The organism is Rhizobium sp. Root482, assembly GCF_001426565.1.
Classification (GTDB): Bacteria; Pseudomonadota; Alphaproteobacteria; order Rhizobiales; family Rhizobiaceae; genus Pararhizobium.
In genome coordinates, this window is sequence record NZ_LMFA01000018.1 from 1 (window position 1) to 15,454 (window position 15,454).

The 15,454-nt window shown below is 56.6% G+C and carries 15 protein-coding genes and 1 pseudogene; 8 read left to right on the forward strand and 8 right to left on the reverse strand.

Annotation, left to right across the window (positions count from 1 at the left end):
* Positions 1–673, forward strand: a 673-nt coding sequence (locus tag ASD31_RS12135) for an IS3 family transposase (RefSeq protein ID WP_056333666.1), incomplete at its 5' end; no start/stop codon positions are given.
* 56 nt (positions 674–729) lie between these two features.
* Here the strand turns inward: ASD31_RS12135 and ASD31_RS12140 are convergent.
* The 3 genes from ASD31_RS12140 to ASD31_RS25960 form a co-directional block, all read right to left on the reverse strand.
* The gene (locus ASD31_RS12140; RefSeq protein ID WP_056333629.1) at positions 730–975 is read right to left on the reverse strand and encodes a hypothetical protein; all 246 of its coding nucleotides are present in this window, start codon (positions 973–975) and stop codon (positions 730–732) included.
* 249 nt (positions 976–1,224) lie between these two features.
* Entirely contained in the window at positions 1,225–1,359 is a 135-nt protein-coding gene (locus tag ASD31_RS26925; protein WP_274534267.1) for a hypothetical protein, read from the reverse strand.
* The gene (locus ASD31_RS25960; RefSeq protein ID WP_156392629.1) at positions 1,356–1,502 is read right to left on the reverse strand and encodes a hypothetical protein; all 147 of its coding nucleotides are present in this window, start codon (positions 1,500–1,502) and stop codon (positions 1,356–1,358) included. Before ASD31_RS25960 ends, ASD31_RS26925 begins: the two co-directional genes overlap by 4 nt.
* A 1,181-nt stretch (positions 1,503–2,683) precedes the next feature.
* Here ASD31_RS25960 and ASD31_RS12150 point away from each other — a divergent pair.
* On the forward strand, positions 2,684–4,894 hold the full coding sequence (locus ASD31_RS12150) for an adenylate/guanylate cyclase domain-containing protein (protein ID WP_056333636.1): 2,211 nt from the start codon (positions 2,684–2,686) through the stop codon (positions 4,892–4,894).
* A gap of 19 nt (positions 4,895–4,913) precedes the next feature.
* Here ASD31_RS12150 and ASD31_RS12155 read toward each other — a convergent pair whose 3' ends face one another.
* The 4 genes from ASD31_RS12155 to ASD31_RS12170 form a co-directional block, all read right to left on the reverse strand.
* On the reverse strand, positions 4,914–5,435 hold the full coding sequence (locus tag ASD31_RS12155) for a YHS domain-containing (seleno)protein (RefSeq protein ID WP_056333639.1): 522 nt from the start codon (positions 5,433–5,435) through the stop codon (positions 4,914–4,916).
* 45 nt (positions 5,436–5,480) lie between these two features.
* Positions 5,481–6,071: an ankyrin repeat domain-containing protein gene (locus ASD31_RS12160; protein WP_056333642.1), complete on the reverse strand. Its 591-nt coding sequence runs from the start codon at positions 6,069–6,071 to the stop codon at positions 5,481–5,483.
* A gap of 447 nt (positions 6,072–6,518) precedes the next feature.
* Complete coding sequence (locus ASD31_RS12165; protein ID WP_056333667.1) at positions 6,519–7,589, reverse strand: class I SAM-dependent methyltransferase; 1,071 nt, start codon at positions 7,587–7,589, stop codon at positions 6,519–6,521.
* A gap of 325 nt (positions 7,590–7,914) precedes the next feature.
* Positions 7,915–8,742, reverse strand: coding sequence for a nickel-binding protein (locus ASD31_RS12170; RefSeq protein ID WP_056333670.1), 828 nt, complete (start codon positions 8,740–8,742; stop codon positions 7,915–7,917).
* 357 nt (positions 8,743–9,099) lie between these two features.
* On the opposite strand from ASD31_RS12170, the gene ASD31_RS12180 reads away from it, so the two are divergent.
* Positions 9,100–9,723: a hypothetical protein gene (locus ASD31_RS12180; RefSeq protein WP_056333648.1), complete on the forward strand. Its 624-nt coding sequence runs from the start codon at positions 9,100–9,102 to the stop codon at positions 9,721–9,723.
* A 126-nt stretch (positions 9,724–9,849) separates the two neighbouring features.
* Here the strand turns inward: ASD31_RS12180 and ASD31_RS12185 are convergent, their stop codons facing one another.
* A complete protein-coding gene (locus ASD31_RS12185) occupies positions 9,850–10,104 on the reverse strand; it encodes a hypothetical protein (protein ID WP_156392630.1) in 255 nt (84 codons plus the stop codon).
* 794 nt (positions 10,105–10,898) lie between these two features.
* Here ASD31_RS12185 and ASD31_RS27115 point away from each other — a divergent pair.
* From ASD31_RS27115 to ASD31_RS12205, 5 genes and pseudogenes are all read left to right on the forward strand, one after another.
* A pseudogene (locus ASD31_RS27115) lies at positions 10,899–11,072 on the forward strand (IS630 family transposase); the annotation flags it as partial.
* 350 nt (positions 11,073–11,422) lie between these two features.
* On the forward strand, positions 11,423–13,663 hold the full coding sequence (locus tag ASD31_RS12190) for a methyl-accepting chemotaxis protein (RefSeq protein ID WP_056333656.1): 2,241 nt from the start codon (positions 11,423–11,425) through the stop codon (positions 13,661–13,663).
* Between the two features lie 645 nt (positions 13,664–14,308).
* A complete protein-coding gene (locus tag ASD31_RS12195) occupies positions 14,309–14,551 on the forward strand; it encodes a type II toxin-antitoxin system Phd/YefM family antitoxin (RefSeq protein WP_056333673.1) in 243 nt (80 codons plus the stop codon).
* A complete protein-coding gene (locus ASD31_RS12200; RefSeq protein ID WP_056333659.1) occupies positions 14,551–14,985 on the forward strand; it encodes a type II toxin-antitoxin system VapC family toxin in 435 nt (144 codons plus the stop codon). The genes ASD31_RS12195 and ASD31_RS12200 overlap by 1 nt, the downstream gene beginning before the upstream one ends.
* Before the next feature lie 138 nt (positions 14,986–15,123).
* On the forward strand, positions 15,124–15,454 hold a 331-nt coding region (locus ASD31_RS12205; RefSeq protein ID WP_056333663.1), incomplete at its 3' end, for a DUF2934 domain-containing protein.

Below are 15,454 nucleotides of genomic sequence, written 5' to 3' on the forward strand. Positions count from 1 at the left end.
ATCCGAACGTCGCCGTTTCGGGTATCGACGCATTCACGTCATGCTGGATCGGCAGGGCATTGTCATGAACCTGAAGAAGCTCAGACGGCTCTATCGGGAAGAAAAGCTGACCGTGCGCAAACGGGGTGGGCGAAAACGGGCTTTGGGAACGAGAGGGCCTCTGGCACTGCCCACCCGTGCCAACGAGCGCTGGAGCCTCGATTTCGTCAGCGACGCATTCACGGATGGTCGTCGCTTTCGCGTCCTTGCCGTTGTTGACGACTTCACCCGCGAGTGCCTGGCGCTGGTCGCCGACACGTCGCTCTCCGGTCGGCGGCTTGCACGCGAACTCGATGCTGTCATCGCCCGACGAGGGAAGCCGCGAACGATTGTCTCGGACAATGGCACGGAGATGACGAGCATGGCCATTCTCGAATGGTGCCAAAGCACTCACGTCGAATGGCATTACATCGCGCCGGGCAAGCCGATGCAGAACGCCTTCGTAGAAAGCTTCAACGGCAGCTTCCGTGACGAATGCCTCAATGAAACACTGTTCTCGTCACTGACCCAGGCCAGGACGGAAATCGCAGCATGGAAGGAGGACTACAATCGAAACAGACCACACTCTTCACTGGGCAACATCACACCCAGTGAATTCGCAATGAAAATGGGTATGGAAAAACTGGCCGCCTAAAGTCACATTGAAAACCCAAGACTCTCCTGAAAACTGGAGGGAAGATGGGTCTCAGGTCAGCAGGGACGGCCGGCGAGCAGCGAATAATAACCTTTAGGGTATTCGTTGGCCGCAGTTGTGAAGTTTGGCTTCCAGGTCAGCGTATCGACACCGTCCGCAAGCGTGGCGGCGGCATCTTCGATCTTGGAAGGCGGGCTGCGGTGCCAGCGCACCTCAATGACATCTTCAACCTCGATGCGCCGATGGTCGCCCATTCGTTCGATGCGCTCCACCGGTGCTCCGCGCGACTGGATGGTGCCCATCGCGATGTTGCCGATAGTACCGCATTCGAATTCGAACCCAACGTGGACCAGGATGCGGCCCGATATCTTTTCGACCTTGCTCGCAGAGATCGAGCGCGCGGGCGAGACGGGACGAATTTATTTCGCGTTCGAACCCTGCTCTCACTGGCGGGGTTGTCGTCTCTAGGCTCCTCCTTAGACGTCGCCAAACCTCGCCGATGCCATCCGCTTGCATCGGAACGAACAATCTCGCCGTTTGCAGGCAAGTTTTCACCTCGGCTCAGCGGTTGCTGGCAATCCAACACCGCTGGTCGATACCGGTCTGTAGTAGCCATTGTAGATCAGCGCGAGCGCGGCAAGAAAGAATGCGACAAGAAGCAGGAATAGCACGTCGCGGCCGGTCATTCGTGGCCACCAAGTTCAATGAACATGGCGAAAGGCGCGACACCGGTTTCGACCTTCGGAAGTGCGTACAGGTAGCCGATCACCAGTGCCACCACGCCGAATATCACAGTCGCAAGATTGAACGTCAGGATTTCATCGTCCATCGCGAAACTCCTTCAGATCTGGAACACGATGCAGCGGCTAAAGTTCCGCAGTGCCTGTAGCTATAAAGAGCAGATGGCAGAGCGGGAACCTTATGATTATCCAACCCATTGGATGGATTCAGGAACGGAGGTATCTGCAATGCTCAGCGTAAAGATCGTGTCGGCCATTGTTTTGGCCATCGTCATCGGAATTTTCGTGTTTGCAACTGTTCAGCCTTAGACCTTTTTCAGGCTTTCCTGCCCGATGATCTGGTTGAAATTCGGCCCCGTCTGACTTCATCCCGCTATCGCAATCAGATATGACGAGTAACCATGAAGCCGAGGTGACTGCCGACGATTTCGCCGAGGTCATACGCTCCGGTCGTCCTCCCGCGATTGGGCAGTCGGCTCGATCAAGCCTATTCATATTCAGGGATGTCACAACAGGTTTCGGGATGCGATTTGTGGGACAGATGCCGCGATTTGGGTGAATGTTGATCGGTCAAGTTGCAGCCGGTCCGGTGCCAGTTCGCGGCGTCAGCAATACCAATGCCAAGCCCGATCATATTCGCGCCTCCGACCACGTTGGCCGTGGCGGAAACCTGGTTCGACTTTGCCTGTCGGCAAGACGCTGATAAGTGATCTAGTGGCAGGATCCGAGAAACTGCTCGCTTCGAAACACACGGGAACTGAAGGAAAACACAGCGACTGCCGCAAGTCGCTCGGGATCGAGGAGACCGCTCCTATAGTAGCAAAGGACGATAAGGGCAAGTTGAGTACGTTCGGACGCACTTGTCGTACCCACAGCGTTCACTGCCATTCGGACCGCGTCGCGCGTCGTCTCCACCTCATTCATGTTCACTGCGTTTGGCCCCCGCCCACGTGCATTACACTGCCATTTAATACAATAGAAATGTCTAAAATACAACAGGCGGAGCGGCGGCCGGGCATTTTGGGCCCTATTTCAATCGACGATAGGCAGAGAGCTTGAGAGGCGCTGCGACGTGACACCGAACAGCTTCCCGGGACGAGAATGGATGTCCTACGAATGTAATATTTTGGTTTGCGCGAGGAGGGCCTGGTTGTCGCGCGTTGCGAGAACCGCGACCCGAGCCTCCGGCCAGAACCGAATGATGGTATCGGCTGCTCACCTGCTGTAAGCTAAGGGGACATTGTGCACTGCACTGCGGGGAAGACCGAGGATGGAACGTCATCTCGCCGCAATCCTGAACGCCGATGTCGCCGGTTACGGTCGCTTGAGCCAAATCGACGAGGAGGGTACGCGTATTCGATTCCAGGCCGATATGAAGGCTATCTGGGAGCCGAGTATCGCCAGGTATAGCGGCCGGTTGGTCAAGACAATGGGCGATGGGCTGTTGGTGGAATTCCATAGCGTCGTCGATGCGGTGCGGTGCGCCGTGGAGGTCCAGCAACAGAAAGCAAAGCAAAATACGCTTGCATCACCCGAGCACCGCCTCGACTTTCGCATCGGCATTAACTTAGGGGATATTATCGTTGAGGGCGAGGATATCCATGGAGACAGCGTCAACATTGCCGCCCGGATACAGGGCTTAGCTCGAGCCGGCGGGATCGCCATTTCCGGAACGGCCTACGATCAAGTGAAATCAAAGCTGTCGGTGGGCTACTTATCGCTTGGCGAGCAGAAGGTCAAAAACATCGCCGAACCCGTTCGCGTATATCATGTCATACTCTATCCAGATTCTATCGGAAAAACGGTAAGGGGCCGCAACAGCCAGCGTCCCGTCCGCGTGGTGGGTGCGGTCATCGTTTTGTCCTTGTTTGCCGCAGCCGTCTGGTGGCAACCATGGAGGCTCATTCAATCACCGGCTGTGGTGGACCGTTTCGCCTATCCGCTGCCAGAAAAGCCGTCTGTCGCGGTATTGCCTTTCATTAATGTGAGCGGCAATAAAGAGCATGACCATCTTGCCGAGGGTTTGACAGATGATCTGATCACGGAGTTGTCGAAGGTCTCGGGCCTATTCGTCATAGCGCGCCATTCGGTGTTCGCAATTGCCGATCCACCCGGCAATATACAAGACGTAGCCGCCGAACTTGGCGTTCACTATGTTCTGGAAGGCACTCTGCAGCGAGCGGGGACCCGGCTTCGCATCAACGTCAAGCTGATCGACGCCGTTAGCGGGCTCTCCCTGTGGGCCGAGCGCTACGATCGCCAATATGCCGATCTGTTTGCGGTACAGGACGACGTGATCGGCAAGATCATTTCGGCGCTGTCGGTCAAGCTCAGCGAGGGAGAAAGGGACCAATTGGCCCGGATCCCTACCGATAACTTGGAGGCCTACGACTTCTATCTGAGAGCGGAGCAGGAAGGCATTACCTATAGCGATGTCGGGTCCTATCGCCGTAGCTTGTCCTTTTACCAAAAGGCGATCGACCTCGATCCGGATTTTGCCAGCGCCCATGCCGGCATCGCGCGCGTTGCGGTCGATGTATGGCGCAATGACTACACCTATCTCTGGTCGGCAGCCGTTGCGCGCAAGATCGCCTATGACGCCGCCGGCCAGGCTCTGAAGCTGGACCCGAACAATGCGCGGGCTCTTGCCGTATTGGCACTCCTTCAACTCGTCGATGGCAGGGGGGCCGAGGCGATGGATACGGCGACCCGCGCAGTGACGGCTCAGCCGAACGACGCAGAGGCATTTGGCAATATGGCGCTCATCCTGGCGCATACGGGAAGGCATGATGAGGCAGTCACCGAAATGGACAGGGCCCTTCGCCTCGATCCTGCGCCGCCGCCGAGTTTTCAGTTGCTGGCAGGCATTGTTTTTTACATGGCTCGGGAAAATGACAGAGCAATTCCGTTGATAGAAACCGCAAGCAATACTCTGCCCAGCGCCGAACCGGTTCGCGAATTTTTGGCGGCAGCCTATGCAACCAGTGGCGACCGGTCGCGCGCCGCACTGGAGGTAGAAAAGCTCTTGGACTTATTCCCCGACACCAATTTGACCTATTACAGCTATCTCTACGACTACTGGCGAAAGGATGACCTTGAATACCATCTCAGCGGCTTGCGCGTGGCGGGCATTCCAGAATGGCCTTTTGGTTTCAAAGGGAACGAAAGCGACCGGCTCGCGGAGGCGGACCTGCGCAAGCTCGTGGATGAGAAGACCTGGATCGGGAAGCATAAAAACGGCACAGAGTTCATTCAGCATTTCGACAGAACGGGGAACACTGCCTATCGCAGCGCCAATACCAATATCACGGGCGTCGCAGAAGTTCGCGGCGACCGGCTTTGCGAAACGTTCGCCGGCTTCTTCCTCGACCGAATGGTCTGCGGATATGTCTACCGGAATAGGACAAGAGCCGATCATCGCGCGCAATATGTTCACGTGACGCCGCAGGCACTGAAGTTGTTCTCAGTTGCCCCTGAGTGAGAAAAGCAGGCAAGGCGCACTAGGGGGTATTCTTTCGCCAATCCGTCTGCAGCTTTTCCGACACAAGTGTATGCTGGACCTCGGCCCAGTGTTTCTGGGAATCCACGACCTTGGCCGGGTTCTTTGCAAACCCGTCGGCAGCTCCCGGATCATAGCTGATATAAAGCTTGCCCTCGATTATTCTCCAGGCCTTGGGATCTATATTGGTGGTAACGGTTCCCAAGGACACTCCATCTGCACAGTAGCCACCGTATTGAGGCGCGTACCGAGCCGGCTCCTTGATGAAGAGATCGCGGTTCTCGCGGCTGGCAAAATACCATGTTGCACCAAGCCAATGATGAGAATATGTCGAGGATCCCTCCACGGCCCGGTTTTGAGTAAAATAGGCCACGGGATCGAAACCCTTGATTGCAACGTCACCGAAATAGCCGGTATTTACGAAATCTTCCGCCATAACCGGTTGGGTGCACAAAGATAGGACTGCCAGAGCACCGGTCGCCATGACGACCGGGGGCAGGGCCCTTCTGCAAAGTCCAAACATGCCGTCCTCCTTTACGCGTCACCGTATCGCAGGGCAAACGAGACGCTATTGTCGTTTCGTGCATTCCGTAAAGAGCCATGGACCAACCACAGTGGCGTTTTGGCAAATAGCCCCGGCCTTCAAAAGCACGTCCGCAGCCGCCCAATGCTGACGCCAGCCAGCTTGGCTCAGCGGCGTTATTCCGTTTCTTTCCTTTGCCTCGATCCTTGCCTTTCGAGACAACAAAAATGTTACGATATCCGCATGTCCTTCTTCGGCTGCCGCATGGAGCGGTGTCATCTTATAGAAATTTTCGCTATCATCGACCAATGCCCCATTCGCGACCAGCAGTCTCACAACGTCGAGATTTCCCGCATACGCCGCAGCGTGTAAGGCCGTGAGGCCACCTTTGTTTCGCACCGATACATTGGCGCCCTGTGCCAACAAGAAGGCGACAAGATCGACATGGCCTGCGAGGGCCGCAAGGAGCAATGGCGGCTCACCTGCACTGTCCGGCAGCGCCACGTCGAAGCCCTGTTCCAACAGACGTTTTACAGCCTCGACATCTCCACGTTTGGAGGCGTCGTGCAAAGGACCGGCCGAAGCCGCGGTAACAAACAAGGTTGCCGCAAGCGTCGTCGCGCAAAGAAGGTTCATCGCACCCCTCCGATCTGTCCTCGGTTTAATCAGTGCGGACGAAGATTAGAATACAGTAAAATTGAAAAAGGCACAAGAATTGCCTCGTCGACCGGAGACATTTGATTGAACCGCGGCCAGTGGATCATATCTGTCTTTTGCGCCGGTGAACCGGACGTTGCGGCGGTTTCGCTGATCGTCAAAAATGGCGATGCCTTAAGAATTCTGTAGAGTCCCCGGTGCAAACGCCTATGGCCGGGATAAGCGGCAGGGATGTGCTGCGGCGCGCGGATAAACCTTAAGGCGTCAAATTGGCCAAGCCAAACAGCGCGCGTTTTCGCCCTTGTGCGACGTGAGCGAGTGCCCTTTCCCAAGTCATTGCCTGCAATTTGCCGGTCGGAGCCCAAGGGATGCTGAAGGGCTACCGACTGGAAAGCTTTGAGATGTGAACCGCGAAGCTGCAGAGCGCTAAGCTGAAAGGCGCGCCTCAAGGACCATATTGAATGGCCCGGAAATTGCCCTTCTCACTTGGTTGAAGCCGCCCGAACGAATGACCTCTGACAGCTTTGCCTCCCCCGCCTGTGCCCCCAAGCCTTCCCCCACCTCCTGATCAAGAGAGGTCGGCACGCAGATCATTGTCGATGCATTGTAGTAAAGGCGTCCAACCGGGTTCATATTGTCTTCAGGGCGGTCGCCTGCAATTGGCTCCACTATCATCCATGTACCGTCCGCCTTGAGAATACGGCGCATGTGTCCGGCGCAACCTCGCGGATCACCCATGTCATGAAGGCAGTCGAAACTGGTCACAAGATCGAAGTCCGTCTCACTGATGTCTTTGGCAGCTGCCGAAACGAACGTCACTCGACCATCAACGCCATGTGTCCTGGCATGATTTCTCGCTTCTTGGATCGATGGTTCGTGGAAGTCATAGCCGATGAAGTTGGCTTTGGGATAAGCCTGGGCCATGAGTATTGTGGAGAAACCAACGCCACATCCGACATCGGCAACCTTGGCGCCCGATTCAAGCTTCGCCTCGACGCCTTGAAGAGCCGGCAGCCATGTCTGCACAATATTGTTCACATAGCCGGGACGGAAGAACGCTCCTGTGGCGCAGAACAGACAACCCGCAGAATCTCCCCACCGAACGCCGGTGCCAGTTCGAAAGGCTTGTTCGACTTTCGGCTCCCCTTCTATCATTGCAGCCACGAGATCAAAAGCGCCTTCGAGATATACGGGACTGTCGACATTCACAAACACCATCGCCTGCTCCGGCGACAGACTGAACATCTGCGTCTCGCTGTCGTAGCCGATATATTCGTTGGCCGCCTGTGCCAACGCCCATTCCCGGATATATCGTTCGTTCAATTCGCCCGCCGCGACGGCCAAGGCGCCGGCGGTCAGCGGCCCATCACGATAGAGTGCCGAGAAAAGGCCCAGTCTCATGCCTATCCTGACTGTGGGGACACTGAACGCGCCTCCAAGGTCGCCGAGCATTTTGCCGATAAAGATATGAAGTTTTTCTTCATCAAGCTGTACCATGTCCTTGCCTCCCAATGCGCCGTTGACGGTGCGAAAAAGCTGGAAGAGCGCGCAAGGCGCTCCGATGAACGCTTGTACAGTTAGGAATATGCCTGAAGGGCTATATCGTATCACGCCGGCAAGGATCACGTCTAGTTTTTCCGGGGACGCTGACCGCCGCCGACCGTTGGTTACATCGCAGTCGTATTCGGCGGCCACCGAGCAAGAGTTCGATCATGTTCGCCCTTGCCGGCATTGTAGCGGATCAATCGAAATGGCCGCCTGCGGAAGGCTATTCATTCGCCCTGACACAGCCTTGTGGTTCCGCCCGGTAGAGAATCGCTCCTTACCTGGAAGTATCGTTTGCCCACGCATATTCGAACGCGCGTATGGGCATGGCGAACCCCTTTAGTTGCAGCCGGGCCGTTTCCGTGAAAACCGCTCCGCTGTGGTGATCGCGGAACACATTCTCCGAAACCAGTATTTGATCGACGTCGGCGCTCGAACACAAGCGGGCGGCAAGCTGAACTGTGGTACCAAAGAGATCGTTGCTGTCCTTGACCGGTTCTCCGCAATCGATGCCGATCCGGATATGGATCGGCTCGGCATTGCCGCGATTGTAGCGCTGGAACTCCCGATGGATCGCCGTCGCGCAATCAACTGCCTGCGTATTGGACACGAAGGCCGCCATGATGCCATCGCCCGTGTGCTTCACTTCGCTCCCATCATATTGCTCCAGGCTCCTTCGAACGATGGAATCATGTGCCCGGACCAGTTCCGTCCCCATGCGGTCCCCCAGGCGCGTTGTCATCTCCGTGGAACCGACGATATCGGTGAACATGACTGCTCGATGCGCGCAGTCTGAATTGTGTTGTAAAGATATGCCGGGTGGCTCCGGGTCGTGGATGCGGCCAAGGAATGCCTCAACCGCTGACAGCGCGACCTCGACAACCTCACTGGCAACGAATCCGTGCGCCTCGCGATGGACGCACTGTGCGGTTTCCTTGTCGGGCGCATCTATCAGGCAGAAGGCTGTGCCGCGTTGGTGATCGAACCAGTAGGTCAGGAATTTGACGCCGTATTGATCCTGGATTTCAAGATCTTTCTTGTGTGCAGCTGCAACGTCTGCGGCGGTCTCGCCTTTGAGATTGTGGCGATCCATGAAGATGGCCATCATCCGCTCCCATCTCACCATGTCAGTTTTGCCGGAATTGTATGCCGGACGGTATTTTTCAGCAATCTCTAAATCTTCAGCCTGTACCCGGAGGCGAAATCGATCCCTGGCTGGTTTTGGAATGTCTTGAGGGTTTGAGTCCACGCGATAGTGATCTCGATCAGTCCTCTGCATCCAATGTTCAATTCCCGCTTCTGCTTTGCTTGGGAGCCCCTAACGATGTGGCCTTCAAGTACCGAAGTGAATTTAGAGTGGCCGCCTCGATAGTGACGGGCCTTGCCAATCACGGGATTGCGATTTTACTCCGACTGTCGCTCTCGATAGATTTCCCGATGTCTTGCACAGGGAGGTGTAACAATGAAATGCCGGTTCGCACTTGTTGCAGTCGCATTGGCCTGGTCCGGAGCAGTCCATGCGCAAGACACCACTATGAGCTTCTTTGTCACGAGCACTAATCCAGGCAAGGGTGGCGATCTAGGCGGCCTTCAGGGAGCGGACGCATATTGCGATAGCCTCGCGACGGCTAGCGGATCGACTGGAAAGACTTGGAAAGCATATCTGTCAAGCGACGCGGAGGATGCCAGGGACCGCATCGGTGACGGGCCTTGGTTCAATGCCAAAGGCGAAAACATCGCTGACGATGTCGCATCTTTGCATAGCGACGCAAACAATCTTACCAAGCAGACAGCCCTTAACGAGAACGGCGAGATCATCAAGGGTAGGGGCGACACGCCTAACCGCCATGATATACTGACGGGTACGAAAGCTGACGGAACTGCAGCGCCGGAAACCTGTGGCAACTGGACAATGGGTGGCGCGGACGGCGTTGCAATCGTTGGTCACAGTGATCGCACCGGTTTGAATGATTCCCCTGAAGCGAAGTCCTGGAACTCATCGCACCCAACAAGGGGTGGCTGCACGGTGGATGCTTTCAAGGGCACAGGTTGCGAAGGGCTATTCTGTTGCTTTGCCGCAAACTAGGATGAAAGGCGGGCGCAACCCTTGATCGGCCTGAGATCGGGTCCTGAACCGTTCAGAGGGCTGGAACCCAATTGTCGGCCGTCGTCAACAAGGCCACCGACGAGGGTTGGTATTAACGGCAGCCTTTTATGGACTGTCTGTCGTCGGTTTCATTTCAAGCGTGTCGTCCTCGGTCATGGCTATGACCATGCTGCACCGAGTGCACAGAATTTCGGTCGTCGCTGGAGTGTTGGTCAGCTTCGACACGAAAAATCCCTTGGTCACGTGATCGACATTGAAATCCAGCTTGTTTGTATACCCGTCATCGATCTGAGCAACATTGGCAATCCCTGTCGCGCCACAGCGAGGGCAAAGCAAGTCCATTTGGTAGGTATGCCGCACAGAAATCCCTCCGGAGATCCTGGATATCTTGAAACGGCGAACCGCCAGAGTCTATGATTTTCGTCGGTGATCTCCAAAATTTGCCGACTGGTATCGCTCTATGGGCAATGGCACTTCGTTGCCCTCGTCGACGGTCATGTCTGGTCGTCCTGGCGGGCATGTGGTCCATCAGCCGATCAAAGCCTCGGCCACGGCGAGGCCTACCGTCGTAGTCTCTTGTCATTTCAGCGCCTTTCATGGAACGTTGCGCGTCAAACGGATGCGGCCGGCGGCGTATTTCCATTCCTACGATCGGAGTCAGTTTCCCAGCTGTCCTTATCGCCCTCATCTGTCCAGATGATTGCGCCATTTCTAACCGGGTCGGTATTCAGACACGGCCGTGTCTGTGGGTAGCCGGTGGAAAAGCTGTGAATGTTCTGTGGATGGATCGCTTCAGTGACAGCTTGTTCTGACTATGTTCGTCGAGGTCAATTCCAACCTACGGGGGGCGTTGGGACCCATCGTTGCAATGGCCCCATAAATATCCGGACACGATCTCCCACTTAACAAGTGTGCGAGGTAACGTGCCCATTATGACCAGTCATAGTCCGAGACAGAAGTCCTGTCCGGCCCTGAGCGGCGCAGGTCTCCGGTCGCCTTGCGCGCGGCCTCGGCACGAAATGAGAAACCCGCGTCTGCTCGATACCATAACTGGCACCCACGCTCGAACTGGACGACGTGGTGATCTGGGAAATCTCAACGTCCGCAATGCCCTAGAGCGGCGGCTGCCATCGCCGAAAGAAAAGCATGGGACACTGTTCCTGCCGCGATATTCGCCAGACAACAATCCGATTGAAATGGCCTTTTCAAAGCTCAAGGCACTGTTGCTAAAAATAAGGGCCAGAACTTACGGCGATCTCCGGAAAGCCGACGGAAAAGTCTGTAGCATATTCACGCCACAGGAGTGCTTGAACTATTTCCACAAAGCCGCATTGCGCATTAATCGCCGACGCTCTCGACTAGAGCAGGGCTGGTGTCGTTTTACCTCGCTGAAAATGCGGCCGTCGATGGCGGGGAACGCCATAGCTCTCCTGAAACCTGGATGCCGAAGGGTCTCGGTCACGCGTCGAAAGCTCTCGAGGCAGCTATTCCAGTAGACCGTAGGAGGTGTTCCGGGACGCTCGAGAATGCGAACATCCGCCGTTGCGCCGGCAAGAGCAGAAGAGGCAGCAGCGCTTGGCTGAGCCGCAAGCTCTACGGCTAGAACTCGAAGGCAGTTTAGTAAAAATTCAGGCTTAGGTGCTAGTTATCATTCATAAACATTGTCATGTGGGAAAAAATGTCCGACATTCAAATCAAGCGTCCGTTGTGGGTGACGATAACCGCATGCGGCTTCGCTGCTGTTCTGTTTTCCAGCATCGCCATCGGTGGCACCGCCTGGTATCGCCAGTCTGTTGCGAGCAGTGAGGCCATCAACCGCGAAGTAACAGGCGACCTAGCCGTCATCGATGCAGATATGGCGGCACAGAAGAAGGCGGCATCGGCGCTGGCGCTCGCGCTTGCCGGTCAGCCGGAAATTGCCGGACTGATCGAGACCAATGCCCGCCAAGAGATTATCGGCCGCTTTTCAGGCGCAATGCCCGCAATCATAAGCGAAGGCGGATTAGAGTTGATCACCTTCTCCAACGCAAACGCTGAAGTTATCGGACGCATCCATGCGCCTGATAAATTCGGCGACAACCTCAAAGATCGTCGCAAAACGGTGGTCGAAGCCATTTCCACGGGCAAGCTTGTTGCCGGTATAGAGCCTGGTCGCGCAGCGGTCAGCATGTTTGCTTCGGCTCCCGTTATCCGAGACGGCAAGACCGTTGGAGTCGTTGACGTCGGCACTGGTTTAACAAACGCGTATTTTGAGCCGCTTGCAAACAGCGTCGGCGCTGAAGTTGCCGTGCATATTCTTGTCGATGGAAAGCTCGAAAAGCAGGCTTCGACATCCGAAAGCACCTTTCTGTCGCCAGAAGCACTCAAAGCAGCCTTCGAGGGTGCGAATGTGGAGGAACGAAAGACCACCGAGAACGGCAGCTACGTCGTGAAGACAGTTCCATTCAACAACTTCTCCGGCACCAAGGTCGGAGTTCTTGAGATTGCCTCCGATGTCACTTCTGTGGTTGAGGATGCCAATACTGCATTCTGGGCTACCATTGCCGGCACAGTCATCGTTTCGCTTCTATCACTTTTAGGCTTTTTTATCTTCGCCCGTTCGCTTGGCGGCGTCCTTGGACGCCTCACCGGAACGATGTCGCGATTGGCCGGCGGAGACCTCGATGCGGCCGTCGACGGCGAAAGCCGTCCGGATGAAGTCGGCGCCATGGCACGCGCGGTCAAGGTTTTCAAGGACAATGCCATTCACGCAAAGGACTTGGAGCGGGAGAGCGAAAGTCAGCGTAACCAGACCGAAGAGCAGCGTCGCCGGATTGCCGAACAAGACCGCATCCGTGCCGAAGCCATGGCGCAGGCGACGACCAGCCTCGCCGACGGGTTGCATCAACTGGCTGTGGGCAATCTGAGCTTCCAGCTGTCGCAGTCGTTTGCCGAGGAGTTTGAAAGCCTACGTGCCGACTTCAACCAGGCGGTCGTGCAGCTCAAGGACACGATGACGTCCGTTTCCGAAGCAACCGGGTCGATCGACAGCGGCTCGCGTGAGGTCAGCCACAGTGCCGACGATCTTTCCAAGCGTACCGAGCAGCAGGCGGCAGCGCTCGAAGAGACTGCGGCAGCCCTCGACCAGATCACGGCCAATGTCGCCAATTCTTCTAAGCGCGCCGAAGAGGCCCGCAGCGTTGCCATCCAGGCAAATGAGAACGCCAAGCAGTCCGGCCAGGTTGTGGCCAATGCGGTCGATGCCATGGGTAAGATCGAGCAGTCGTCGAAGCAGATCTCCAGCATTATCGGCGTCATTGACGACATCGCCTTCCAGACCAACCTCCTGGCGCTCAACGCCGGTGTGGAAGCTGCGCGCGCCGGCGAAGCCGGTAAGGGCTTTGCGGTGGTGGCCCAAGAAGTCCGCGAACTGGCCCAGCGTTCGGCAACCGCTGCCAAGGAGATCAAGGACCTGATCCGCAACTCCTCGGTCGAGGTGGCCAGCGGCGTCCAACTCGTCAGCCAGACGGGCGAGGCTTTGAAGACGATCGAAACCTCTATCGTAACCATTAACCAGCACATGGACGCGATCGCTACCTCGTCGCGCGAACAGTCGGTTGGTCTCAACGAGGTCAACACAGCCGTCAACCAGATGGACCAGGTGACGCAACAGAACGCCGCCATGGTCGAAGAAGCAAATGCCGCCGGTGCGACGCTGGCTAGTGAAGCAAATCGTCTTCGCGAGCTGATCGGCCAGTTCGACCTCGGCCGCGGCAGCACGCCGGCCGTAGCGCTGCGCTCCACCGCCGCCGTCATGGCTGCCCGACCAAACTTTACTCAAGCCGCCTCGCCGGCGCGTAGCATAGTCGGCATGGTCGCCAGGTCCTTCGGTGGCGGCACGGCGTCCGCCGCGGTAAACGAAAAGTGGGACGAATTCTGACGAACGACGACCGCGAAGACAACATGAACTTGAAAGCGAAGATGTGGATCCTCATATAGGGATCACCACCCACAGTGCCGACGGCCTGCAGCGACCATTATCGTCGCGCGTTCGCTGTCGCGGGTGACGAGGGCGCTCCCCATGATGGGTCGAGCGCCCTCGGTTTGTATCCCAGCAGCCGAAATCACCCGCCAACATCGCACGGAGGCAAGGTGGCGGCTCTGCAATGTGAGAGGCGGCCCCGCGCGCCGGGGGCTGTCGATCCCGGGTCCCGGCATTGCCGTCGCTATGCTGACCCTCCTGCGGCAACCCTCTTAACCGGTCTTGCGGGAGGCGAACGGCTTTCGCGGTTCCCGCTGCAGCTGGTATGCCCTTTCCTGTTTGGGTGCTGGCGCGTGGCTGACCAAAACGCATGCCGGCGCCAAACTCTCTCACCAGCGCCTTGCGATCAAGCTCTCCCAGCTGGCCGCACGGCTTGCATTGGACGGTGATCACAGGTCCCTTGAAATCCCTAAGCGTCAGCAGGCCGGGCATATCTCTATTCTCATCCACGATATTTTTCATAACATTCAGCAACAAATTGAGCATTGCCCAGATGCATTAATGCTGCTATATGACTACTGTAGTCATAACGGGGAGACCGATATGAGAGAGATTCAGTTGAAGGATGCAAAGGCGACGCTGTCTGCTGTTGTCGATCAGGCTGTTCATGGCGATCCTGCGATCATCACGCGCCACGGCAGAAAGGAAGCTGTGGTGCTTTCGTTCGAGGAGTATGAAAAGCTACTGCACGTTCCAAGTTTTGGACGATTGCTCGCTGCCTTTCCTGGCGACGAGGGCGATATTCCGGCTCGGAGCGCTAAGCCTAGCCGGCCTGTCGATCTCTGATGTTTTTAGTCGATACAAATGTCATATCCGCGCTTGCTCCATTCAAGCGCCAGAGTCTTGCACCCATTATCGAATGGCTTGATAAGGCCAGCTCACAGCTGTTCCTGTCAGTGATTTCCGCTGCAGAGGTCAAATCGGGGACGGTCAAGGCCGAGCGAGAAGGCGCAACCACGAAAGCGCGGCAGCTGAGAGAATGGTGGGAAACCATCGAGCATTTGTACGCGCCGAAGCTTTTGCCGTTCGATCTGAGATGCGCGCATGCCGCCGGTCAGATTCTTGATGATGCCCGCGCTCACCAGCCGGGTTTTGAGGACATTGCGATAGCCGCCACAGCCCAGGTTCATGGCTTGATCGTTTTGACGCGCAACCTGCGCCATTTCGAACCTCTAGGCATTCGGGCGATCGATCCGTTCAAAGCGTTGCCCGAGTTGTAGGGCGACAGGGGAGGGGCTTTTCTACTGAAGTCTTGGCGTTTGAGACTAACGCGGAGCCGGCTTGCCGATTTGCGGCATCGACAAGGCCGCGATCCTCCCTAGATCCTTCTTGGAGTGGCCACTTCGGAGAAAATTGTCATGAGCGCCGACAAATACGAGCAGATCCGCCGTCGCGCCTACGAAATCTGGGAAGGCGAGGGGCACCCCGAGGGGGCACAGCTGCGCCATTGGCAGCAGGCCTGCGATGAACTGAGGGGTGAAGATCAGGATGTGACGTCGCAAGACCTGCCGGCCACGGTTGGTCGGGATGAAGCGACACTGCTCCAAGCAGCAGGCGGGAGCGGCGACATCGACCGATCAAACGCAAAAACTGAGCAGCCCAAGAAAAGGCTCAAAAATCCCGTGTCGGGGATAGAGATGACGACGGGCGAAAAGCCTCCCAAGCAGAAGACCAAGAGCACCGAAGGAC

What these genes read in the sequence shown, in the direction of transcription:
- ASD31_RS12155 (WP_056333639.1), bottom strand. Translation starts at nt 5,435, where the DNA reads ATGTTTGGACTTTGCAGAAGGGCCCTGCCCCCGGTCGTCATGGCGACC.
- ASD31_RS12170 (WP_056333670.1), bottom strand. Translation starts at nt 8,742, where the DNA reads ATGGCCATCTTCATGGATCGCCACAATCTCAAAGGCGAGACCGCCGCA.
- ASD31_RS12195 (WP_056333673.1), top strand. Translation starts at nt 14,309, where the DNA reads ATGAGAGAGATTCAGTTGAAGGATGCAAAGGCGACGCTGTCTGCTGTT.
- ASD31_RS26925 (WP_274534267.1), bottom strand. Translation starts at nt 1,359, where the DNA reads ATGACCGGCCGCGACGTGCTATTCCTGCTTCTTGTCGCATTCTTTCTT.
- ASD31_RS12180 (WP_056333648.1), top strand. Translation starts at nt 9,100, where the DNA reads ATGAAATGCCGGTTCGCACTTGTTGCAGTCGCATTGGCCTGGTCCGGA.
- ASD31_RS12160 (WP_056333642.1), bottom strand. Translation starts at nt 6,071, where the DNA reads ATGAACCTTCTTTGCGCGACGACGCTTGCGGCAACCTTGTTTGTTACC.
- ASD31_RS12190 (WP_056333656.1), top strand. Translation starts at nt 11,423, where the DNA reads ATGTCCGACATTCAAATCAAGCGTCCGTTGTGGGTGACGATAACCGCA.
- ASD31_RS12140 (WP_056333629.1), bottom strand. Translation starts at nt 975, where the DNA reads ATGGGCACCATCCAGTCGCGCGGAGCACCGGTGGAGCGCATCGAACGA.
- ASD31_RS12165 (WP_056333667.1), bottom strand. Translation starts at nt 7,589, where the DNA reads ATGGTACAGCTTGATGAAGAAAAACTTCATATCTTTATCGGCAAAATG.
- ASD31_RS25960 (WP_156392629.1), bottom strand. Translation starts at nt 1,502, where the DNA reads ATGGACGATGAAATCCTGACGTTCAATCTTGCGACTGTGATATTCGGC.
- ASD31_RS12200 (WP_056333659.1), top strand. Translation starts at nt 14,551, where the DNA reads ATGTTTTTAGTCGATACAAATGTCATATCCGCGCTTGCTCCATTCAAG.
- ASD31_RS12150 (WP_056333636.1), top strand. Translation starts at nt 2,684, where the DNA reads ATGGAACGTCATCTCGCCGCAATCCTGAACGCCGATGTCGCCGGTTAC.